18 protein-coding genes and 1 pseudogene are annotated in these 21,992 nt (G+C 68.2%); 18 read left to right on the forward strand and 1 reads right to left on the reverse strand.

What is annotated here, in order from left to right:
* Window positions 1-15: 15 nt before the first annotated feature.
* From QF046_RS13845 to QF046_RS13880, 7 genes and pseudogenes are all read left to right on the forward strand, one after another.
* Complete coding sequence (locus QF046_RS13845) at window positions 16-1,275, forward strand: D-arabinono-1,4-lactone oxidase (protein ID WP_307370826.1); 1,260 nt, start codon at window positions 16-18, stop codon at window positions 1,273-1,275.
* Window positions 1,276-1,385: 110 nt separating this feature from the next.
* On the forward strand, window positions 1,386-2,405 hold the full coding sequence (locus tag QF046_RS13850) for a LacI family DNA-binding transcriptional regulator (protein ID WP_307370830.1): 1,020 nt from the start codon (window positions 1,386-1,388) through the stop codon (window positions 2,403-2,405).
* Window positions 2,405-3,946 (forward strand): sugar ABC transporter ATP-binding protein, encoded by a 1,542-nt coding sequence (locus QF046_RS13855; protein ID WP_307370833.1) that lies wholly within the window; start codon window positions 2,405-2,407, stop codon window positions 3,944-3,946. Before QF046_RS13850 ends, QF046_RS13855 begins: the two co-directional genes overlap by 1 nt.
* 199 nt (window positions 3,947-4,145) lie before the next feature.
* The gene (locus QF046_RS13860) at window positions 4,146-5,150 is read left to right on the forward strand and encodes a substrate-binding domain-containing protein (protein ID WP_307370835.1); all 1,005 of its coding nucleotides are present in this window, start codon (window positions 4,146-4,148) and stop codon (window positions 5,148-5,150) included.
* Between the two features lie 80 nt (window positions 5,151-5,230).
* Window positions 5,231-6,875, forward strand: a pseudogene (locus QF046_RS18315) (sugar ABC transporter ATP-binding protein).
* Window positions 6,872-7,948, forward strand: coding sequence for an ABC transporter permease (locus QF046_RS13875; protein ID WP_307372855.1), 1,077 nt, complete (start codon window positions 6,872-6,874; stop codon window positions 7,946-7,948). Before QF046_RS18315 ends, QF046_RS13875 begins: the two are co-directional and overlap by 4 nt.
* Window positions 7,945-8,982: an ABC transporter permease gene (locus QF046_RS13880; RefSeq protein ID WP_307370837.1), complete on the forward strand. Its 1,038-nt coding sequence runs from the start codon at window positions 7,945-7,947 to the stop codon at window positions 8,980-8,982. Before QF046_RS13875 ends, QF046_RS13880 begins: the two co-directional genes overlap by 4 nt.
* A gap of 121 nt (window positions 8,983-9,103) precedes the next feature.
* On the opposite strand, the gene QF046_RS13885 is transcribed toward QF046_RS13880, so the two are convergent.
* Complete coding sequence (locus tag QF046_RS13885; protein ID WP_307370839.1) at window positions 9,104-10,108, reverse strand: MerR family transcriptional regulator; 1,005 nt, start codon at window positions 10,106-10,108, stop codon at window positions 9,104-9,106.
* A 94-nt stretch (window positions 10,109-10,202) separates the two neighbouring features.
* Between QF046_RS13885 and QF046_RS13890 the strand changes: the two genes are divergently transcribed.
* From QF046_RS13890 to QF046_RS13940, 11 genes are all read left to right on the forward strand, one after another.
* The gene (locus tag QF046_RS13890) at window positions 10,203-11,204 is read left to right on the forward strand and encodes a LacI family DNA-binding transcriptional regulator (protein WP_307370842.1); all 1,002 of its coding nucleotides are present in this window, start codon (window positions 10,203-10,205) and stop codon (window positions 11,202-11,204) included.
* A gap of 77 nt (window positions 11,205-11,281) precedes the next feature.
* A complete protein-coding gene (locus QF046_RS13895) occupies window positions 11,282-12,343 on the forward strand; it encodes a LacI family DNA-binding transcriptional regulator (RefSeq protein WP_307370845.1) in 1,062 nt (353 codons plus the stop codon).
* Window positions 12,344-12,502: 159 nt separating this feature from the next.
* The gene (locus QF046_RS13900; protein WP_307370847.1) at window positions 12,503-13,255 is read left to right on the forward strand and encodes a hypothetical protein; all 753 of its coding nucleotides are present in this window, start codon (window positions 12,503-12,505) and stop codon (window positions 13,253-13,255) included.
* Between the two features lie 52 nt (window positions 13,256-13,307).
* Complete coding sequence (locus QF046_RS13905) at window positions 13,308-14,327, forward strand: substrate-binding domain-containing protein (protein WP_307370848.1); 1,020 nt, start codon at window positions 13,308-13,310, stop codon at window positions 14,325-14,327.
* Between the two features lie 25 nt (window positions 14,328-14,352).
* Entirely contained in the window at window positions 14,353-15,870 is a 1,518-nt protein-coding gene (locus QF046_RS13910) for a sugar ABC transporter ATP-binding protein (RefSeq protein WP_307370851.1), read from the forward strand.
* Window positions 15,863-16,906 (forward strand): ABC transporter permease, encoded by a 1,044-nt coding sequence (locus QF046_RS13915; protein ID WP_307370852.1) that lies wholly within the window; start codon window positions 15,863-15,865, stop codon window positions 16,904-16,906. Before QF046_RS13910 ends, QF046_RS13915 begins: the two co-directional genes overlap by 8 nt.
* The gene (locus QF046_RS13920; RefSeq protein WP_307370854.1) at window positions 16,903-17,913 is read left to right on the forward strand and encodes an ABC transporter permease; all 1,011 of its coding nucleotides are present in this window, start codon (window positions 16,903-16,905) and stop codon (window positions 17,911-17,913) included. The genes QF046_RS13915 and QF046_RS13920 overlap by 4 nt, the downstream gene beginning before the upstream one ends.
* Window positions 17,914-17,984: 71 nt before the next feature.
* The gene (locus QF046_RS13925; RefSeq protein WP_307370856.1) at window positions 17,985-18,953 is read left to right on the forward strand and encodes a DUF4432 family protein; all 969 of its coding nucleotides are present in this window, start codon (window positions 17,985-17,987) and stop codon (window positions 18,951-18,953) included.
* The gene (locus QF046_RS13930) at window positions 18,950-19,555 is read left to right on the forward strand and encodes a DUF1349 domain-containing protein (protein WP_307370858.1); all 606 of its coding nucleotides are present in this window, start codon (window positions 18,950-18,952) and stop codon (window positions 19,553-19,555) included. Before QF046_RS13925 ends, QF046_RS13930 begins: the two co-directional genes overlap by 4 nt.
* A gap of 106 nt (window positions 19,556-19,661) precedes the next feature.
* Window positions 19,662-20,369, forward strand: a complete 708-nt coding sequence (locus QF046_RS13935) for an L-ribulose-5-phosphate 4-epimerase (protein WP_307370860.1) — start codon at window positions 19,662-19,664, stop codon at window positions 20,367-20,369.
* Complete coding sequence (locus QF046_RS13940; RefSeq protein WP_307370863.1) at window positions 20,366-21,934, forward strand: xylulokinase; 1,569 nt, start codon at window positions 20,366-20,368, stop codon at window positions 21,932-21,934. Before QF046_RS13935 ends, QF046_RS13940 begins: the two co-directional genes overlap by 4 nt.
* Window positions 21,935-21,992 lie beyond the last annotated feature (58 nt).

Raw genomic sequence — 21,992 nt, forward strand, 5'->3', positions numbered from 1 at the left:
TGGCATCATGGCCGAATGGGCATCGAGCGCAACTGGGCAGGCAACCTCGCATACCGGGCATCGACGGTGGTGCATCCGCGATCCGTCGATGAGGTGCGCGCGGTGCTCGCCGCAGGCGGATCGGTTCGCACGCTCGGCACGAGGCACTGCTTCAACGACATCGCCGACACCGCGGGCACGCACATCGTGCTGGATCGGATGCCGATCGTCATCGAGGTCAGTGAGCAGCGGGACGCCGTCCGCGTCAGCAGCGCGCTGCGATACGGCGACATCGCCCCGGTCCTCGAGGCGCAGGGCCTCGCACTGGCGAACCTGGCCTCGCTGCCGCACATCTCCGTCGCCGGCGCCGTCTCGACCGGGACGCACGGGTCCGGCGACGCGATCGGCACCCTCTCATCCGCCGTGCGCGGTCTCACCCTGCTCACCGCATCCGGGGAGATCCGGCAGCTGAGTCGAGGGGATGCCGACTTCGCCGGCGCCGTCGTCGGGCTCGGCGCGCTCGGCATCGTGCTCGACGTGACTCTCGACGTCGAGCCCAGCTATGCCGTCGCGCAGCACGTCTACGAGCACCCCGGCTGGGACGCGATCCTCGCCGACCTCGACGCGGTCACCGGCGCCGGAACCAGCGTCAGCATCTTCTCCACCTGGCAGCGCACGGATGCCGCCGACCAGCTCTGGATCAAGCAGCGCCAGCCCGAGGATCGCGCCGCCGAGCGCGCCGCCCTGGCCACCGCACTGGGTGCCGTGCCCGCCGACGGCAAGCGGCATCCGATCCTCGGCGTGGCCCCCGAAGCCTGCACCGAGCAGGGCGGCGTACCCGGCGAATGGTTCCAGCGCCTGCCGCACTTCCGGCTGGAGTTCACGCCGTCGGCCGGCGCGGAGATCCAGAGCGAGTACCTCGTGCCGCGCTCCGACGCCGTCGCCGCGATCGAGGCCGTCCGCTCGCTGGCCGATCGCATCGCGCCGGTGCTGCTGGTCAACGAGATCCGCACCATGCGCGCGGACGACCTGTGGCTGAGCATGGCGGGCGGGCAGGATGCCGTTGCGCTGCACTTCACGTGGAAGCCCGACGAGCAGGCGGTGCGCGCGCTGCTGCCCGATCTGGAGGCGGCGCTGCCGGCATCCGCCCGCCCGCACTGGGGCAAGGTCTTCACGCTCGACGGTGCCGAGGTGCGCGCCCGGTACCCGCGCTGGGATGACTTCGCGGCATTGCGCGCGCAGTACGACCCCGAGCGCCGGTTCGTCAACGAGTACCTGGAGCGGCTCGGGCTCTGACCGAAGGGTCTCGACGCGCCTCGCCGCCCGTGCGATCGGCGCCGGTCCGCATTGCCGCACCCGCGCGGTTCCCGGTAACATGACGCGACGCGAGACCGACGGAGGTGCATGTGGCGAACGTCGGATCCGACAAGCCCAACATCCGTCAGGTCGCCTCGATCGCGGGCGTCTCGCATATGACGGTGTCGCGGGTGCTGAACGATCACCCGAACATCAAGCCCGAGACCCGCCGGCGCGTGCTGGAGGCCATCGAGGAGCTCGACTACAAGCCCAACCTGGTCGCCAGGGCGCTGGCCACTCAGCGCAGTCAGCGCATCGGCGTGATCGTGGAGAGCGCGGTGGCCTTCGGGCCCACCAGCATCCTGCGTGCGGTGGAGCTCGCGGCACGTGCGGCCGGCTACTCGGTCACCCCGATCGCCCTGCACGACGGCGATGCGCTCACGCCGCACGACGCGGTCGACAGCCTGATCACACAGGGAGTGGACGCGATCTGCGTGGTCGCACCGCGTTCGTCGTCGATCGCCGCGCTGCGCAGGGTCTCCATGAGCGTGCCGCTGCTGGTCGTCAAGGCCGACGCCGACCCGACCTTCCTGACCGTGTCGATCGATCAGCATCAGGGCACGACCCTGCTCGTCGACCATCTCGTCGCCCTCGGGCATCGGGACATCCTGCACGTGTCGGGTCCGTTGGACTGGCTGGACGCCCGCGCCCGCGAGCGCGCCTTCCACACCAGGGCGCGTTCCTGGGGCATCCGCGAGCGCCCGATCGTGGTGGGCGACTGGTCCGCCGACTTCGCCTACGACTTCGCCAAGGGCTTGAACCGCCTGCCGGACTACACCGCGATCTTCGCGGCCAACGACGACACGGCGATCGGTCTGATCCACGGGCTGCACGAACGGGGCTTCGACGTGCCGGGCGACATCAGCGTCGCCGGCTTCGATGACGTGCCGCTGGCCCGGCACTTCCTGCCGCCGCTGACGACGGTGCGGCAGGATTTCCGCGCGCTCGGGGGTGCGGTGGTGGAGATGCTGCGTGCGGCGATCGAGCGTCGCGAGATCCCGCAGCTCACCCGGATCCCCACAGAGATCGTCGTGCGCGAGTCGACAGCCGCTCCCCGGGAGCGGCGCTGATGGACACCCCGCAGGCGTCGCCACTGGTCGAACTCGAGGGCATCGTCGTCGAGTTCCCCGGCGTCCGCGCCCTCGACGGCGTGGACTTCCGGCTGTTCCCCGGGGAGGTGCACGCGTTGATGGGCGAGAACGGCGCGGGGAAGTCGACGTTGATCGGCGTACTCACCGGCACCTGCCGCCCCTCTGCCGGCACGGTGATCGTCGGCGGCGAGGAGCGCAGCTTCTCCGGTGTGGCTGAGAGTCGCGCGGCCGGCATCGCGACCGTGTTCCAGGAGGCGCAGCTGAGCCCCAACCTCAGCGTCGGCGAGAATGTCATGCTCGGCCGGGAGCGTCGCGGCCGGTTCGGGATCGACTGGCGTCGCACTCGGGCGGATGCCGCCGAGGCGCTGCGCCGCCTCGGGCTGGACGACCTGGATCCGCGCACGCACCTGTCGATGCTCTCGCCCGCGCAGAAGCAGCTGGTCGCGCTGGCGCGCTCGGTGGTCGACGACCCGCGGGTGCTGGTCCTCGACGAACCGACCTCGAGCCTGGATCAGGCCGAGGTCGCCACCCTCATGCGGGTGATCCGCGGCCTGCGCGACCGCGGCGTCGCGATCCTGTTCATCTCGCACTTCCTGGAGCAGGCGTTCACGATCAGCGACCGGATGACCGTGCTGCGCGGCGGCCGCAAGGTCGCCGAGACCGCCACCCGCGACCTGGAGCGCGCCGATCTGATCTCGCAGATGCTCGGCAAGGACATCGAGAGCCTGCGCGCCCTCGGCTCCGAGCGCAAGGCGCACCACTACTCCGCGGACGGAGAGCCGGCCTTCCGCGCCGAGCGCCTCAGCCGCCGCGGCGAGCTCGCGCCCACCGACATCGAGGTGCACCGTGGCGAGATCGTCGGCTTCGCGGGGCTGCGCGGTTCGGGGCGCACCGAGCTGGCCTCGCTGATGGGCGGCGACACCCGCTCCGACGGCGGTGCGCTGTGGATCGACGGCGATCGGGTGTCGCTGCGCTCGCCCTCGGCGGCGCTGCGCCGTCGCATCACGATGACCAGCGAGAACCGCCGCCTGGACGGCATCATCCCCGAGCTCACCGCCCGCGAGAACATCGTGCTGTCGCTGCAGGCGCTGCGCGGTTGGACCCGTCCGATCTCGCAGGCCGAGCAGGCGGCCCTCATCGACACCTATGTGGATGCGCTCCACCTGGATCCGAGTGATCTCACCCGTCCGGTGGAGCAGCTCTCCGGGGGCACGCAGCAGAAGGTGCTGCTGGCCCGAGCACTCGCGGTGCGCCCGCACGTGCTGATCCTGGACGAGCCCACCAAGGGCATCGACATCGCCGCCAAGCTCGACATCCAGCGCCGCATCAGCCAGCTCGCCGGCGACGGGGTGGCGGTGGTGTTCATCTCGTCCGAGCTGGAAGAGGTCGTGCGCCTGAGCGACCGCATCGTCGTGCTGAAGGACCGCGAGAAGATCGGCGAGCTCAGCAACGGCCCCGGCGTCACGGTCGACACCGTCGTGGAGATGATCGCCGCCGAGCTGCACTCGGATGCCGGGTGAGCACGCCTGTTCCACGTTTGTGCCCGGTAACAACGGTTGGGTAACGGAAACGGTGGTCGTTGAGGCTTTGCCTTGTGTTTCGGAAATTGTTCCCGGTAACATCAGCGGCAGGACACACCCTGTGACACCTGCGATCGAAACGCATGGACCGCGTGAGATCCACCCCGGGCAGCGCCCCGGTCTCTCAAGGAGGAGAACAATGTCTGCAAAGAAGCACATCCGCTCGGTTCTCGGCTTCGCAGCCGTCGGCGCACTCGCACTCGGCCTGGCCGCGTGCTCGAGCGCCGACACCGGCGACAAGGGCGGGGATGCCGGCAAGGCCGGCGACCTGATCAATGTCGGCTTCGTCGCGGTCGGCCCGGAGGGCGGCTGGCGTCAGGCCAACGAGCAGAACATCAAGGACACGTTCACCGAGGACGCCGGCTACAAGCTGAGCTACGCACCCGCGGCGAATCTCGACCAGAAGTCCCAGATCGACAGCTTCACCGCATTCGTCGACCAGGAGGTCGACGTGATCCTGCTGTCGGCCACCGAGGCCACCGGCTGGGAGGACTCGCTCAAGCTCGCCCAGGAAGCCGAGATCCCGGTGATCCTGCTGGACCGCGGCATCGAGCCGAACGACACCAGCCTGTACGTCACCCGCATCGCGCCCGACAACGTCGAGGTCGCGAAGGAGGTCGGCGCGTGGGCGGCGACCACCTTCCCGGAGGGCGGAAACTACGTCGTGCTCGAAGGTCCGGCCGGTGTCGGCGTGGTCAACGAGCGCAACAAGGGCTTCGAGGAGGGCCTCGGCGACTCGAAGCTGACCAAGGCCGACGCGCAGACCGCGAACTGGTCGACGGAAGAGGGCAAGAGCGTCCTGGAGACCATGCTCAAGGCGAACGACAACGACATCCAGTTCGTCTTCGCGCAGAACGACGAGATGGGTCTCGGAGCCGCGCAGGCTGCTGAGGAAGCCGGCCTGAAGGTCGGCACCGACATCAAGATCGCCACGATCGACGGCACCAAGAACGCCATCCAGGCGCTCGCCGACGGCAAGCTCAGCTACGTGCACGAGTACAACCCGCTGTTCGGCGAGACCGCCCTCGACGTCGTGAAGAAGGCGCTCGACGGCGACAAGGTCGACTCGTACATCATCGTCCCGAGCCTGGCCTTCGACTCGGCCGACGCAGCCAAGACAGCTCTGCCGGAACGCAAGTACTGATCGACTGCCGGGCGGCGCTCATCGCGCCGCCCGGCGTCCACCCGCGACATATTCCGACAGGCCAGGCGAGAGAGACGGCGATGACCGAAGAACAGCCCATCGTGCAGATGCGGGGGATCTCCATCGAGTTCCCCGGCGTGAAAGCGCTCGACGACGTCGACTTCCGACTGTTCCCGGGCGAGGTCCACGCGCTGATGGGCGAGAACGGCGCGGGCAAGTCGACGCTCATCAAGGCGCTCACCGGGGTATACCGGATCGACTCCGGATCGATCGCGGTCGTCGGCCGGGAACGCAGCTTCACGGGCACGGGCGATGCGCAGGAGGCCGGCATCTCGACGGTCTACCAGGAGGTCAACCTCGCCCCGAATCTCTCCATCGGTGAGAACGTGATGCTCGGACACGAGATCCGAGGCTTCTTCGGCGTCGACTGGCGGGCCACCCACCGCGCCGCCACCGACGCGCTCGCCCGGCTCGGCCTCGAGCGCCTCGACACCCACAAGCCCCTCTCCACCCTCTCCATCGCCCTGCAGCAGCTCGTCGCGATCAGCCGCGCGATGGCCGTCAAGGCGAAGGTGCTCATCCTCGACGAGCCGACCTCCAGCCTGGACGCCGCAGAGGTCGAGGGCCTGTTCGCCGTGATGCGCTCGCTGCGCGATCAGGGCGTCGCCATCCTCTTCGTCTCGCACTTCCTCGACCAGATCTACGCGATCAGCGACCGCCTCACGGTGCTGCGCAACGGACGGTACGAGGGCGAGTACCTCACCCGCGACCTCGACCGGCACGCCCTCATCTCCAAGATGATCGGCAAGGACCTCGACGCGTTGAAGTCGCTCGGCGGCAACCGCCGGACCACGCCCCGCGACACCGCTGAGGCGCCCGCTGCTGTCGGCATCCGGCATCGCCCGCCGCGGATCCGTCGAGGCGACCGACCTCGACATCCGCGCGGGAGAGGTGGTCGGCTTCGCCGGCCTGCTCGGCTCGGGACGCACCGAGCTCGCCCGCCTGCTGTACGGCGCGGACCGACCCGACACCGGCACGATCTCGCTGAAGGGCGACCGCACCGAGATCAAGTCGCCCGCCGACGGACTCGCCAAGCGCATCGCGTACTCCACCGAGAACCGCCGCGACGAGGGCATCGTCGGCGATCTCACCGTGCGCGAGAACATCATCCTGGCCGTTCAGGCCGAGCGCGGCTGGGCCAGGCCCATCCCGCGCAAGGAGCAGGATGCCATCGTCGAGAAGTACATCACCGAGCTCAACGTGCGCCCCGCCGACCCGAACCGGATGATCAAGAACCTCTCCGGCGGCAACCAGCAGAAGGTTCTGCTCGGCCGCTGGCTGGCCACCGAGCCCGAACTCCTCATCCTCGACGAGCCCACCCGCGGCATCGACGTGGGCGCCAAAGCCGAGATCCAGGAGACCGTCGCGCAGCTCGCCGAGGACGGCGTCGCCGTCGTGTTCGTCTCCTCCGAGCTGGAGGAGGTCGTGCGCCTGTCCGAGCGGATCGTCGTGCTCAAGGACCACCAGAAGATCGGCGAGATCCAGAACGGCCCCGGCGTCACCGCGCAGGAGATCGTCGACGTCATCGCCGCGCACGGCACGGATGCCGCCGCCGACGACCTCGAGGGCACGGTGGGCGCGCTGCCCGATACCATCGCCGAGACGGGCTCTGGTGCCCCGACGGGCGCAGACGCCGTCACGACCGCAGAGCAGGAGGCGCGATGAACGCCGCTACCACCCCGTCCTTCTGGCGCGAGCTGGTCCGCAAGCCGTTCTTCTGGGGCATCGTCGCGATCATCGCGCTGCTCGCGCTGAACGTGCTGAAGGACCCGACCTATCTCGCCATCACGATCAACCCGAACAACGGCAACCTCGTCGGGAATCTGATCGACATCCTGCGCCAGGCGGCTCCGATCATGATGATCGCGATCGGGATGTCGCTGGTGATCGCCACCGCAGGCATCGACCTCTCCGTCGGCTCGCTCATGGCCGTCGCGGGTGCCGTCTCGATGGAGTTCCTCAAGAACGTCGGCGACTCCTCATCGGTCGGCGTCGCGCTCGCCGCGGTCGGTCTGTCGCTGCTGGTCACCGGCATCCTCGGCGCCGTCAACGGCATCCTCGTCGCCTACGTCGGCCTGCAGCCGTTCATCGCGACCCTCGTGCTCATGCTCGCCGGGCGCGGCATCGCCAAGGTCATCACCGGCGGGCAGAACACGGCGGCATCCAATGATCCCTACCGATGGATCGCGAACGGCTACGTCATCGGCATCCCCGTGGTGTTCATCCTCGCGCTGCTGATCGTCCTCGCCGTCGGCTGGGTCGTGCGCCGCAGCGCACTGGGGCTGATGATCGAGGCGATCGGCATCAACCCCAAGGCCAGTCGGATGGCGGGCATCAAGCCCAAGGGGCTGCTGCTGACCGCGTACATCCTCAGCGGAGTCCTGGCCGGTGTCGCCGGCATCATGTCGGTCGGCAGCGTGATGACCGTCGACATCTCCCGCACCGGATACCAGCTCGAGCTCGACGCGATCCTCGCGGTCGTGATCGGCGGGGCCTCGCTGATGGGCGGCAAGTTCTCGCTCTCGGGCGCCTTCGTCGGCGCGCTGCTGATCGCCACCCTCGACAAGACCGTGCTGTACCTGGGCGTCTCGTCCTCGGCCACCCCGGCGTTCAAGGCCATCGTCATCATCGTCATCTGCCTGCTGCAGTCCGAGCGGGTGCGCGCCTGGTTCCAGGGGCGCGGGAAGACGATCATCGCCCCCAGAACCGAGAGCGCGAAAGAGGAGGTGGCGGCATGAGCCTCACGACCGCGACACCCGCCGTCGCCGAGACCCCAGGGCTCGTCGACCGCATCCGCCGTGCGATCACGGCGAACCCGTCGGTGCTGCCGACCATCGCCTCGGTGGTCATCTTCGTCGGCATGATCGTCTACGGCGAGACCGCCTACGGGCGCATCGTGCAGGCCAGCACGATGTCGAACCTGCTGATCAACAACACGCACCTGATCGTGCTGGCCGTGGCCCTGACGTTCGTGATCATCACCGGCGGCATCGACCTGTCGGTCGGCTCGATCATCGCGTTCTCCTCGGTCGCCGGTGTCATGCTGGCGAACGCCGGCTGGCATCCGCTTCTCGTCATCGTGGCGATGATCGGCTTCGGGGCCCTGTTCGGCCTGGTCTCCGGCATCCTGATCCGCTATTTCAACGTGCAGCCGTTCATCGCGACGCTCGCGATGATGTTCCTCGGGCGCGGCCTCGCGTCGCTGCTGAGCACCAAGCCCGAACGGCTGGGCGAGGACTCGCCGATCCGCTGGATCAGCGACAAGATCAAGATCGTCGACGGGCCGAAGGTCAACGACCTGACCATCACGCCGGCCGTGATCATCGCCGTGCTCGTGGTGCTCGCCGCGTTCTTCGTGCTGCACCGCACCCGCACCGGTCGCACGGTGTACGCGATCGGCGGATCCGAGAACTCGGCGCTGCTGATGGGCCTTCCCGTGCAGCGCACCAAGGTGCTCGTCTACGTGATCAGCGGTGCGCTGGCCGGTCTGGCCGCGGTGCTGTACACCTCGCGGCTCGGCACCGCCCAGAACATCACCGGCATCGGCTGGGAGCTCGACGCGATCGCCGCGGCCGTCATCGGCGGCACGGTGCTGACCGGTGCGTACGGGTACGTGCTGGGCTCGGTGGTGGGTGCACTCGTGCTCGGACTCATGAACGTGCTGATCACGCGCGACGGCGGCATCCCGCCCGAGATGACGACGATCATCACGGGCGGCATCCTGCTGGTCTTCGTGCTGCTGCAGCGCGCGGTGACCCGCAAAAAGGAATAGCGCCGGGCGGGCCGCCTAGGCGGCGCGCTTCACCCTTCGTCGAGAAACCACATCCGACACGAGAAACCACGTCTGAACGTGGGTCTCATGCGGAATGAGGTTTCTCGACGGGCCGGCGGGGTCAGCGCGCGGCGAGGATCGCCCGGGACAGCCACTCGCCGAAGCCGGCGAGGTCGACGTCGCCGCGGACGGACTCCTCCGGCCCCGGAGTGCCGTTGATGATCGCGACCAGGTCGAGGTAGCGGCCCTCGGAGGCCCGATAGTCGTCGTGCTGGAGCGTGCGGGTGAGCAGCTCGTCGATCTCGCGGTACCGCGATGCCAGTCGGTTGCGCAGCTCGTCGTCGACGATCGCCCCGCCCGCGGTGGCCGTCTGCTGCACGAACCGCCCGGCCAGGTCGGTCGCATACGGGTCTTCGGGCGAGAGCCCTGAGGAGTGCGCGGCGGCGAGCCTCGGCATCAGATCCTCGCCGGCGCTGCGGATGGAGTCCTGGATGCCGGGCTCGGCCATCCGTCGTCCGATCTCGGACGCGTAGGTCTCCCGCAGGTACTCTCGCGTCACCGCACGGTAGTCATCGTCCTGCAGCAGCTCGGCGAGATCGATCCAGGCGTCCAGCTGCGCGGGAGCGGGGTCGTCCGTCAGCTGCGGCCGCGCCTCGCGGAGCCGATCGGCCACGTCGGCCGGCATCCCCCGCGAGACCTCGGCGAGGAAGTCGTCGACCAGGCTCTGGCGCTGCGCATCCGACATGGTCACGAGCCGCCGCAGCAGTCGCGCCCGCTCCTGCGTGCTCGCGCTGCGGACCAGCGCGCGCAGCACGGCGCGCTTGGCCTGCAGATCACGGGTGCGGGTCTCGACGAACTCGAGGTGCTCGGCGAGGAGGTCGCGCAGTTCGACCGTGCCGGTCAGCACGCGTCGCACCTGGTCCAGGCCCGTCTCCAGGTCGCGGAGGGTGCGGATGAACTCCAACCGCGCGATCGCCTCCGCGTCGTAGAGCCGGTGCCCGCCGTCGGTCTCGTCGGTGGGCTCGACGAGTCCCTCGTCGGAGTAGTAGCGGATGGCGCTCACGCTGAGTCCGGTGCGGCGCGCGACGTCGCCGATGAGGTGCAGTCCTTCGTATGTCTCGGTCATGTCCTCCACCCTGAGACCTCAAGCGGCTTGAGATGCAAGTCCTGATCTCATCATGGTCGCAGACTCCCTGATCCGCGGGCCTAGACTCGTGCCCGTGACCGGTCTCAGTACACGCGCCGTCGGAGTGCGCGACGTCGCCGCCCATGCCGGCGTCTCGCGCCAGACCGTCTCGCGCGTGCTGAACGAGCATCCCGACGTCGCCCCCGAGACCCGCGAGCGGGTGCTCGAGGCGGTGGCCGAGCTCGGCTACCGAATGAACAATGTGGCTCGGGCCTTCGGCACCCGCCGCTCGCGCACCATCGGCGTGCTGGCCCAGGCCGCACTGCACTACGGGCCCTCGCGCAGCATCGAGGCGATCGAGTCCGCCGCGCGCGCCGCCGGGTACTGGGTCTCGGCCGTGTTCGCCGACTCCACCGGCGAGGACACCGTGCGCGAGGCCATCGAGCATCTGCTCGGCCAGGGCGTGGACGGGCTGGTCGTCGTCGCCCCGCACGCGCGCACGCTGCGGACTCTGGATGCGATGGACATCGGCATCCCGACGGTCACCCTGCATTCCGCGGGGCGAGACGGGCGCGGTCTCGCCGTCGACCAGGTCGCGGGTGCGCGGCTCGCCACGGCCTGTCTGGCCGATGCGGGGCACAGCCGCATCGCGCATCTCGCGGGACCAGCGGACTGGCTCGAGGCCGAGGCGCGGCAGGCCGGCTTCGCGCAGGAGCTCGCCGCGCGCGGACTCGCAGAGGGCCCTGTGGTGCCGGGGGACTGGACGGCGCGTTCCGGCCACGACGCGGCCGCGGTCATCGCGGCATCCGACGTCACTGCAGTGTTCTCCGCGAACGACCAGATGGCACTCGGGCTGCTGGGAGGGCTGCGCGAGCTCGGCATCCGGGTGCCCGAGGACGTCAGCGTCGTCGGCTTCGACGACGTACCGGATGCCGCGTACTACGTGCCCGCGCTGACCACGGTGCGCCAGGACTTCGCCGAGCTCGCCCGGCTGGCCGTTGCGGCGATCGTGGGCACAGCGCAGGGCGCGAGGCTCGAGCCGCTGTCGCCACTGCTCGTGCGGCGGGACTCGGTGCTGACCCGGAATGCAACGTAGAACGCTGCGCGTGAACCGGTTCATCGTTCACTAGAGTTGGGTGATCGAGACCGTGCGAGATGAAGGCAGAGCAGACGATGAACGACGTGCCTGACCAGCCCGATATCGTCGGAGAGGGCGGCGCCGGCGCTGCACGTGGGGTCGGCGTGCGTGATGTGGCGCGCAAGGCGGGGGTATCGCTCGGGACGGTCTCGAATGTGCTCAACAACCCGGAGAAGGTCGGAGAGCGGACGAGGACGCGTGTCGAACGCGCCATCCGAGAGCTCGGCTTCGTCGGCTCTCGCGCGGCTGGTCAACTGCGCAGTCGCAGAAGCGGTCTTGTCGGAGTCGTCGTTCCCGACGTGGGCAATCCGTATTGGGCGGCGGTTCTGCGAGGTGTGGAGTCTGTTCTCGAGGATCGCGACCTCGCCCTGATCGTCGGCTCCACGCACCAGAGCCCTCAGCGCCAGGAGCGATTGCTTCGCGGGCTCGCGAGCCAGGGTGTCGACGGGCTGCTGGTCGCGCCGATCGATGACGATCGTCAGTGGGAGGACTTCGCGGATCGATTTCTCGGAGTCGTCGCGCTCGAAAGCGACGTGGGGGTCGGCGCCGGTATCAGCCTCGACAACGTCGACGGAGCCCACCAGGCGATTGCCCATCTGCTGGAGCTGGGGCACCGATCGATCTGCTTCATCAACGGCCCTGGCAGAGTCCCGTGGTGCGCTGAGCGTCGCGTCGGTGTCTTGGCCGGGATAGGCGAAGCCGGGCTGAATCCCGACGACGTCCTGATCGACGTGGAGGTCTCGGATCTGACCTCCGCGGAGGGGCTGCGGGCTGCGGACGACCTGTGGCAGAGCAGTCGGCCCACGGCGGTGCTCTGCGCAAATGATCTGCTCGCACTCGGAGTGCTCCTCTCGGCGCAGCGACGGGGTCTGGACGTGCCGGGGGACGTCTCTCTCGTGGGCTACGACGACGTCGAGTTCGTGGAGGCTTTGCGGCCGGCGCTCACGACGGTGCATCAGCCGTCATTCGAGGTTGGAATCGTCGCCGCCGAGATGCTGCTGCGCGGCAGCGGCAGCCGACACACTCGCAGCGAACATGCCCTGCTGTCGCCGCAGCTCATCGTTCGGCAGTCCTCGGGGCCGCCGCCCCGAGGGTGAATCGTCCACGTCAAGGCCTCACGCGTTCGGTCACGCCGAGATCTCGATTCTTCGATCGTGCTCCAAGCGACTTGACAACAAGATGAGCGCATTGCATGATTTAAACCGGTTCAATTTTGAACCGGTTCACACGATCACCGTCGATACAGCGGAGGACCAATGACGAGGACGTCGATCACGCGACGCGAGTATGACGAATGGGTTCGCGAAGCCGCGGCTCTCGGCAAGGCTCTGCGCTATCCGATCACCGAAGACATGATCAACGACTCCGCTGGCATCGTCTTCGGTGCCGATCAGTATGCGGCGTTCGAGAACGGCCTCTGGTCCCGCGAGCCCTATGAGGCGATGATCATCTTCGAGTCGCTGAACGAGCCCGCTGTCGACGGGCTTCCTGTCGGCGCCACCGAGTACTCGGACTTCTCCGGCCTCTGCGACAAGCTCATGATCGTGCATCCGGGCAAGTTCTGCCCACCGCACTACCACCGCCGCAAGACCGAGAGCTATGAAGTCGTTCTCGGCGAGATGGAGGTCTTCTACGGGCCAGAGCCCATCGCCGATCCGAACGATCCCGATGTCCTCGCGTTCTCCGGGATGCCAGTGGGTGCGGAATGGCCCGAGGGAGTCGCACTGCCGGTAGGCCGCGAGGAGTCCTACACCGCGCTCACCAGCTATGTGCGTCTGCGCGCAGGCGACCCCAAGTTCGTCATGCACCGCAAGCACCTGCACGCCTTCCGATGCCCCGCGGGTTCGGACGTGCCTCTAGTCGTCCGGGAAGTCTCGACTTACAGCCACGAGCCGACGGAGGCCGCCGCGGACAGTGCCGCTCCGCTGCCGGGCTGGGCCGGAATCCACGACAACGCCTTCGTGTCCGAGACGGCGAACACCGGCCGTCTCGTCACGTCGTTCAGCTGATATCCCCTGCATCACCCTCACAACCTCAAGAAAAGTCGAAGGAGACAACACCATGCGTCGCAAGTCACTGCTCGCCCTCGCCGTCATCCCGCTGCTCGCCATCGCCGGCTGCGCCTCGGGTGCGGACGAAGAGCCCACCAACACCTCGTCCAGCGGCGACGAAGTGCAGTTCGAGGCGAAGGATCCGCTGATCATCGGATACTCGGTCTACGACCTGCAGAACCCGTACTGGCAGGCCTACTCCGAGGGCGTCAAGGCAGGCGCCGAGGAGAACGGCGCCGAGGTCGTCGTCGCGGATCAGAAGAGCTCCCAGCAGGAGCAGGTCTCGGGCAGTCTCGACCTCATCAACCAGGGCATCTCGGCCCTGATCATCACGCCGGTGCAGCCCTCGGCCCTGCCGGCGACGATCGACGCGGCGCACGATGCGCGCATCCCCGTCGTCATCGGCGACATCGGCACCGCCGGCGACTACGACGCCTACATCCTGTCGAACAACTTCAACGGCGGCGAGCTCGCAGCGCAGTTCGTGATCGACCAGGCTGGTGACTCGACCGAGACCAAGAAGGTCGGCGTGATCGAACTGCACGCCGGTTCGGTCGTGGGCGAGGAGCGCGTGAACGGCTTCAAGGAGGCGCTTGCCGAGGACGACCGCTTCGAGGTCGTCGCCAGCCTGGACGGTGAGGACACCGTCGACGGCGGATACGCCGCCGCGCAGGACATGCTCTCCGCGAATCCCGACCTCGACATCATCTACGCCGCGAATGACGCATCCGCGGTCGGTGCGCAGCGTGCCCTCGAGACGGCGGGCAAGTCGGTGGCCGACGGATTCACCCTCATCGGCTTCGATGGCAACGACGACGCTCTCGGCCTCATCGAACAGGGGCTGATGTCTGCGACCGTGGCGCAGGATCCCTATGGCCAGGGCAAGGCCGCGGTCGAGACCGCGCTCGCACTGCTCAATGGAGAGGACGCCGGCTACTCCGACGCGGACTCCAAGACGGTCTACTTCCCGGTCGAGATCGTGACCCAGGCGACGGTGGCCGAATTCAAGGCTGCACGCGCGGACCGCTGACCCAGAGACCAGAAGGGCCCTTGCCATGAGCGCTGTGCTCGCAGTCGAGAACATCGTCCAGCAGTATCCAGGCGTGCGCGCCCTGAAGGGGGTCTCGCTGGAGATCGATTCCGGACGGATCCTCGCTCTCGTCGGTGAGAACGGTGCTGGCAAGAGCACTCTGATCAGGATCCTCGCGGGCATCGAGCAGCCCGTCGAGGGCGTCCTGCGACTTCGCGGAGAAATCTGTCGCTTCGATAGCTCCGCGGAGTCGCAGGCCGCCGGCATCTCGGTCGTTAGCCAGGAGTTCCGTCTGGTTCCCCAGCTGTCGATCGCCGACAACATCATGCTCGGCCATGAGCTCACCGCCACCGGTGTGGTTCGCGCGCGGGACACCCGCCGGCGTGTTGCCGAGTTGCTCACCATGCTCGGGCTCGATCTCGATCCGAACCGCCTCGTCAGCTCGCTGACCACTGGCGATCAGCAGATGGTCGAGATCGCCCGTGCCCTTTCGCGTGACTTCGACGTGCTCATCATGGATGAGCCGACGGCGGCCCTGAATCGCTCCGAAGTCGCACGGCTCCACGAGATCGTGCGCCGACTCGCCGCGCAGGGAAAGGCCATCGCCTACGTGTCGCACCATCTCGACGAGGTCTTCGATCTCTGTGACGAGGTCGCGGTGCTGCGCGATGGCGCGCTCGTCCATCGCTCGGAGACCTCTGCACTCGATGAGCAGGGTCTGGTCGAGCACATGCTCGGACGCAAGCCTCAGACACTCGAGCGCAGAGTCGACGCGCCGTCTGAACGCGACGAGCGGCTGTCGGTGCAGAACGTGCGTCTCGGTGGATTCGATGAGCCGTTCTCGCTCTCCGTCGGTGCGGGGGAGATCGTCGGGCTCGCGGGCCTCATCGGCTCGGGGCGCAGTGAGCTCACGCGCGCGCTCTTCGGAGACCTTCCCATCCTCGACGGTGTCGTGAAGGTCGACGGGGACGTCGCCTCACTGCGCTCCGTCTCAGCCGCGATCGATGCCGGGATCTACATGCTCAGCGAGGACCGCAAGAGCGAGGGCATCCTGCCTCACCTCGACGTCACGGAGAACGCCATGGTGTCGCGAGACCCCGCGGCCACCTCATGGTGGCGCAGAATGATCCCGTCTCGCCGTGAGGAAGGCGCGATCTTCGAGGGCCTGAGGCAGGAACTCCGTATCCGCGTGCCGCATGGCCGCCAGCTGATCGGCAATCTGTCGGGCGGCAACCAGCAGAAGGTCCTGCTCGGACGCGCGCTGGAATCGGGCTGCCGTGTGCTGTTGCTGAACGAGCCCACTCGAGGCGTCGATGTCGGCGCGAAGCTCGAGATCTATCAACTGATCCGGCGCCTGGCATCCCAGGGAGTCGGTGTCATCGTGTCCAGCTCCGATGCGCCGGAACTCGTGGCGATCTCCGATCGGTGCCTCGTCTTCCTCGCCGGGCGTCAGACGGCAGACCTGCGCGGCGGGGACATCACTGAGGACAACATCGTCGGAGCATCCGTCGGGCAGGTCGCCCTGGAGGGAACCCATGACTGAAACACAGGATTCGGCGGTGGACGCCGTCACCGTCGCCGACCAGGAGCGCGACGCCTCGGCAGTACGTGCCGACCGTGCGGCCAAACGCCAAGGGCTGCTGCAGAAGCTCGGCATCGTCATCCCCTTCGTCGTCGTGCTCGCCGCAGGCATCCTCCTCGTGCCGAACTTTCTGACCGGTTCGAACATCACCAACATGCTCGTCAATGGTGCGATCCTCGCGATCACTGCTTACGGCATGACGATGGTGATCGCGCTGCGCGGCATCGACCTCTCCGTCGGGTCGACGCAGGCCGTCGTCGCCTGTGTCGCGGCCGCGTCGGTCAACGCATGGGGGCTGGCGCCAGGCATCCTTGCCGGGTTGCTGGCCGCGCTTGCACTCGGCCTGCTCAACGGAATCGTCGTCACGACCTTCCGCGTCCCCTCGTTCATCGCGACCCTTTCGACGATGAGCGTCTTCCGTGGGCTTGCACTGCTGTTCACCGGCGGAGCGCCGATCATGATCGCCGATGCGTCGTTCCGCTCGGTCGCCACAGCCTCCGTCGGCGGCGTCCCTGTGCCGTTCATCCTCGCTGTGGTCATCGGCGCAGGATTCTGGTTCGTGCTCGATCGGATGCGCTTCGGCAAGCACATGGTCGCCGTCGGCGGCAGCCCGGAATCGGCAACCGACAGCGGCATCAACGTGCAGCGGATCAACCTCATCGCCTACGTGGTCGCAGCGCTCGCCGCAGGCGTCGCAGGCATTCTCCTGGCGAGCCAGCTGGGAAGCGTCAACGGTTCGCTCAGCACGGGTCTGGAACTTCAGGCGATCGCTGTGGTGGTTCTCGGCGGCACGAGCATGGCCGGTGGTCGCGGCAATGTCATCGGCACCTTCCTCGCCGCACTGCTGCTGGCCATGATCAATTCCGGCCTGAACCTTCTCAACGTCGCATCGTTCTACCAGTACGTCGCCCTCGGCGTGCTCCTCGTGTTCGCCCTGAGCCTGGACAGCGCCCAGCGGGCAGCTGTCCGGCGTGTGTTCGAAGGGAAGGCGTCATGACCGCCACCATGATCACAACGGAGCCCTTCGAGGAACAGAGCCGACGATCGAGCGTCGTCGCCGCTGTGCGCACGTTCCTTGCACGGCAGTATCTCGTCGTGGTGGTCCTCATTGCCTTCTTCGCGGTGGGGCTCGTCAAACCAGCGTTCTGGGGCGCGGGGAACATCCAGAACATTCTGTTCGAGACGGCCTTCGTCGGAATCGCCGCGTGCGGGATGGTGCTGCTGATCACCGGAGGTCTTCTCGACCTCAGCGTCGCAGGCATCCTTGCCGTGAGCGCCATCGCGGTCGGCACCGCGCTTCCGCACACGACCATCGGTGCGGTGCTCGTGCTGGCGGTGGCGGTGGGAGCGGTACTGGGACTGGCCAATGGGCTGCTGGTCACCTATGTCAAGATCGCGCCGTTCATCGCCACTCTCGGTACGCTCTACCTGTTCCTCGGGATGTCGTTCATCTGGACCGGCGGCTCGGTCGTGAGCGTCACATCGAAGAACTTCCGCGCTCTCACCACTGGGTCGATCGGCGTGGTGCCGTACGCCTTCATCGCTCTCGTCGTGCTCGCGCTGATCACCTACTTCCTGCTCTACCGCACCGGCTTCGGACGCACGCTGCGTGCGATCGGCTCGAACGAGCGTGCCGCGCACCTCGCAGGCATGAGGGTCAACCGGACGAAGGTGCTCGTCTTCGTCGTCGCCGGGATCTGCTTCGCTCTGGCCGGTGTGTTCATGGCCGGGCGGCTCTCCTCCGCAGAGGCGAACATGGCGACGGGCCTCGAGATGAGCGTGATCGCCGCGGTCGTCGTCGGTGGGACGGCGCTGCGCGGCGGACGAGGAACCGTGTTCGGCACAGTCGTGGGCGCTCTGCTCTTCGCCGTGCTCGCGAAGGCGCTGAACATGCTCGGTGTCGCGTCATACTGGCAGTACGTCGTCACCGGTTCGGTGCTGGTGATCGCCGTCGCTGTCGGCGCGCGTCGGCGATCCGCGGCCGAGGTGCGTGGCGCAGGATGACGCTGGCGGGTGCGGCTGCGGCGTGGGGGGACTCGCGACGGAAAGTCGGCGACGTCGATCAGCTCGTACGCGTGGACAGGGCCCAGCTCACCGACGGCATGGCATCGGGCTCGCCCGTTCTCATCGTCCGCAATCCCGGTGGGATCTCCTTCGAGGTGCTGCTCGACCGTGCGCTGGACATCGGATGGGCAGACGCCCGCGGCGTGCCGCTCGGCTGGGCATCCGCTCGCGGGCGCGTCGCCGCGGTGCGGCACGAGCCGGGGGGTGCCGGCTGGATCCATACTTTCGGCGGCGGGCTCCTCACCACATGCGGGCTCGCATCCACGGGCATGCCGTCGACGGTCGGCGGCATCGCGCATGGGCTGCACGGGCGCATCGGTCATCTCGCGGCCGACAACGTGTCGTGGCGGATTCAGGGGGAGGGAGACGACGCACATGTCGAGATCGTCGGCGACATCGTCGAGGCCGCGCTCGGGACACCGACACTGAGGCTCTCCCGACGGATTCGCAGCTGGATCCATCGTCCGGAGCTCGAGATCGACGACGTGGTGGTGAACGACGGCTTCCGCGATGCCGGTCACATGTTCCGCCACCATCTCAACCTGGGATATCCGCTGCTCGACGAGGATTCGCAGATCGAGACGGACGCGATCGTGTTCGAATCGCGTGAAGAGCCGGGAGTCGCGTCGTTCGACGAGATCGGGCTCGGGGTGTCCTCAGACGCCGTCGACGAGCAGGTGATCTATGCGCGAACCGGTGCACGGGCTCAGTTCGTGCTGACGTCGCCGAGTCGATCAGCGGCTCTGAAGCTGGAATGGAGCGGCGACAGCTTCCCGCTGCTGCTCGTCTGGCGCGATGCCAGTCCAGGCGTCAACGTGCTGGGAGTCGAGCCGTCGACATCGCGCGATGGCGGTCGTGCGCAGGCGCAGCATGACGATGAGGTCGTGACCCTGCGGCCGGGGGAGCAGCGCCGATACCGCACGCGTATCGTTCTCGAACAGGTGGCGAGTCCGCGCGAGCGGGCGGAGGGAGTCTCATGAGTATCGCAGTAGAGGGATTGCCGGAGCTGCGGTGGACTCACCGCTCCGGTGTCGCGGAAGTGGTTGCAGGCGGCATAAGGCTGACAGCCGCGGCCGGGACGGACTGGAGCAATGACGCCGCAGGAGACGGGAACCCGGTGGACAACCTCTCCACGAGCCTGTCGTTCGAGCCGGGTGCGGGGGACTTCCAGTTCTCGGCACGGGTCGAAGTGCGCGCGCCGCGCACCACCTTCGACGCCGCAGTGCTCACGGTGTGGGCCGACGATCGTCACTGGGCGAAGCTCTGCTTCGAGCAGTCCCCCCAGCAGGAGGCCATGGTCGTCAGTGTGGTGACCGACGGGTTCTCGGATGATGCGAACGGAGCGCCGATCGAGGGCGATGCCGTCTGGCTGCGCATCTCGCGCATCGGTGCCGCCTTCGCGTTCCACTATTCGCTCGATGGCTCAGTCTGGCGATTTGCGCGACTCTTCCGGCTGGATCTAACCCACGATCCGCTGGTCGGCCTCATGGCGCAGGCCCCGCACGGTGACCGCGCGGTGACGACGTTCACACACGTGTCGTTCGACCGCAGGACGCTTCACGATCTTCGCGCCGGCGACTGAGGACACCGATCCTGCTCCGGATTGGACCCGCATGCGGGTTGACCGGACGGTTGAGCCGTGGTTACATGACTGTGACCGGTCACAGTCTCGAATGAAGAGGAACCGTATGACGACCTTCACCCCCGAGATCGAAGCGGCCATCGCCGTCGTCCGCGCCGACGTCGCCCGCCTGCACGGAGAGCTGGTCCGCTACGGCCTGGTCGTCTGGACCGGCGGTAACGTGTCCGGCCGAGTCCCCGGCGCCGATCTGTTCGTCATCAAGCCCTCCGGCGTGAGCTACGACGACCTGGCTCCCGAGAACATGATCCTCTGCGACCTCGACGGCGCTGTCATCCCCGGCACGCCCGGCAGCGACCGCTCGCCCTCCAGCGACACCGCCGCGCACGCCTACGTGTACCGGAACATGCCGCACGTCGGCGGCGTGGTGCACACGCACTCCACCTACGCGGTGGCCTGGGCCGCGCGCGGCGAGGAGATCCCCTGCGTGATCACCGCGATGGCCGACGAGTTCGGCGGCCCGGTCCCGGTCGGCCCGTTCGCGATCATCGGCGACGACTCGATCGGCCGCGGCATCGTCGAGACCCTCAGCGGCCACCGCAGCCGTGCGGTGCTGATGCAGAACCACGGCCCGTTCACGATCGGGACGGATGCCAAGGATGCCGTCAAGGCCGCCGTCATGGTCGAGGATGTGGCGCGCACCGTCCACCTCGCCCGCGAGGCGGGTCCGCTCATCCCGATCCCGCAGCAGGCGATCGACAGCCTCTACGACCGGTACCAGAACGTGTACGGCCAGAGCTCGGACGCACGGCGATGAGCGGCGCAGCCGAGGCCATCCGCACCGGCCGGACCTCTCTCGGAGTCGAGCTCGGCTCGACCCGCATCAAGGCCTGCCTGATCGACTCGACCACCCATGAGGTGCTGGCCACAGGCTTCCACGACTGGGAGAACCGCTTCGAGGATCGGTTGTGGACCTACCCGATCGACGCGGTCTGGGCGGGCCTCCAGGAGGCGTACGCGGGCCTGGTCTCCGACGCGTACGACCGGCACGGCGTCCGTCCCGACACGTTCGGCGCGATCGGGATCTCGGCGATGATGCACGGCTACCTCGCCTTCGACGGCGCCGGCGACCTGCTCGCCCCGTTCCGCACCTGGCGCAACACCAACACCGGGCCCGCGGCGGCCGAGCTGACCGAGCTGCTGGGCGTGAACATCCCGCTGCGCTGGTCGGTCGCGCACCTGCGGCAGGCGCAGCTGGACGCGGAGCCGCACGTCGACCGGGTGGCAGCGATCACCACGCTGGCCGGCTACGTGCACTGGCAGCTCACGGGCCGGCGCGTGCTCGGCATCGGCGACGCCTCCGGTGTGTTCCCGATCGACTCGGCCGCGCGCGACTACGACCAGCAGCTGATCGCCCGCTACGACGCGCACACCGGCGACGACCTGCGGTCCCTGCTGCCGGAAGTGCTCGTCGCCGGTGCGGATGCCGGAGCGCTCAGCGCCGCCGGCGCCGCACTGCTCGACCCGACCGGGGCGCTGCGTCCCGGCATCCCGCTGTGCCCGCCCGAGGGCGACGCCGGCACCGGCATGGTCGCGACCAACGCGGTCGCGCCGCGCACCGGAAACGTGAGCGCCGGCACGAGCATCTTCGCGATGGTGGTGCTCGAGCGCCCCCTCGCCGAGGTGCACCACGAGCTGGATCTGGTCACCACTCCCGCCGGCGACGCCGTCGCGATGGTGCACTGCAACAACGGCGCCAGCGAACTGGCGGCCTGGGTGGGCATGTTCGTGCGGTTCGCGGAGGCATCCGGAATCCATGGCTCGGCGGATGCCGTCTTCGAGACCCTCTTCCGCGAAGCCCTGGAGGGTGAGGCGGATGCCGGTGGCCTGCTGGCCTACAACCACCTCGCCGGTGAGCCGATCGTCGGACTCGAGGAGGGGCGCCCGCTGTTCGTGCGCACCCCCGACAGCCGGTTCACGCTCGCCAACGTCATGCGCGCCCAGCTCTACGGCGTGTTCGGCACGCTGAGCCTGGGCATGCGCGTGCTGGAGGGGGAGGGCGTTCGGCTGGACCGGATGTTCGCGCACGGTGGCATGTTCCGCACGGCCGGCGTCGCCCAGCGCTTCCTCGCCGGGGCGCTGAACGCACCGGTGGCCGTCGGCGACACGGCATCCGAGGGCGGCGCCTGGGGAATCGCGGTGCTCGCGGCGTTCCTGGCATCCGACCAGGATCTCAGCGACTACCTCGACGACCAGGTGTTCGCCGATGCCGACATCCGCGTCGTCGATCCCGACCCTGCCGACGTCGCCGGCTACGCGACCTACCTCGACCGCTACCGCGCCGGACTGGCGGCCGAAGCCGCCGCCGTAGCCGCACTCTGACCCCGTTTTCTCGTGTCCAGGTCGCACTTCATGCCGCTATCGCTCCGATTTGGCGGCA

The organism is Microbacterium sp. W4I4 (assembly GCF_030816235.1).
Classification (GTDB): domain Bacteria; phylum Actinomycetota; class Actinomycetes; order Actinomycetales; family Microbacteriaceae; genus Microbacterium.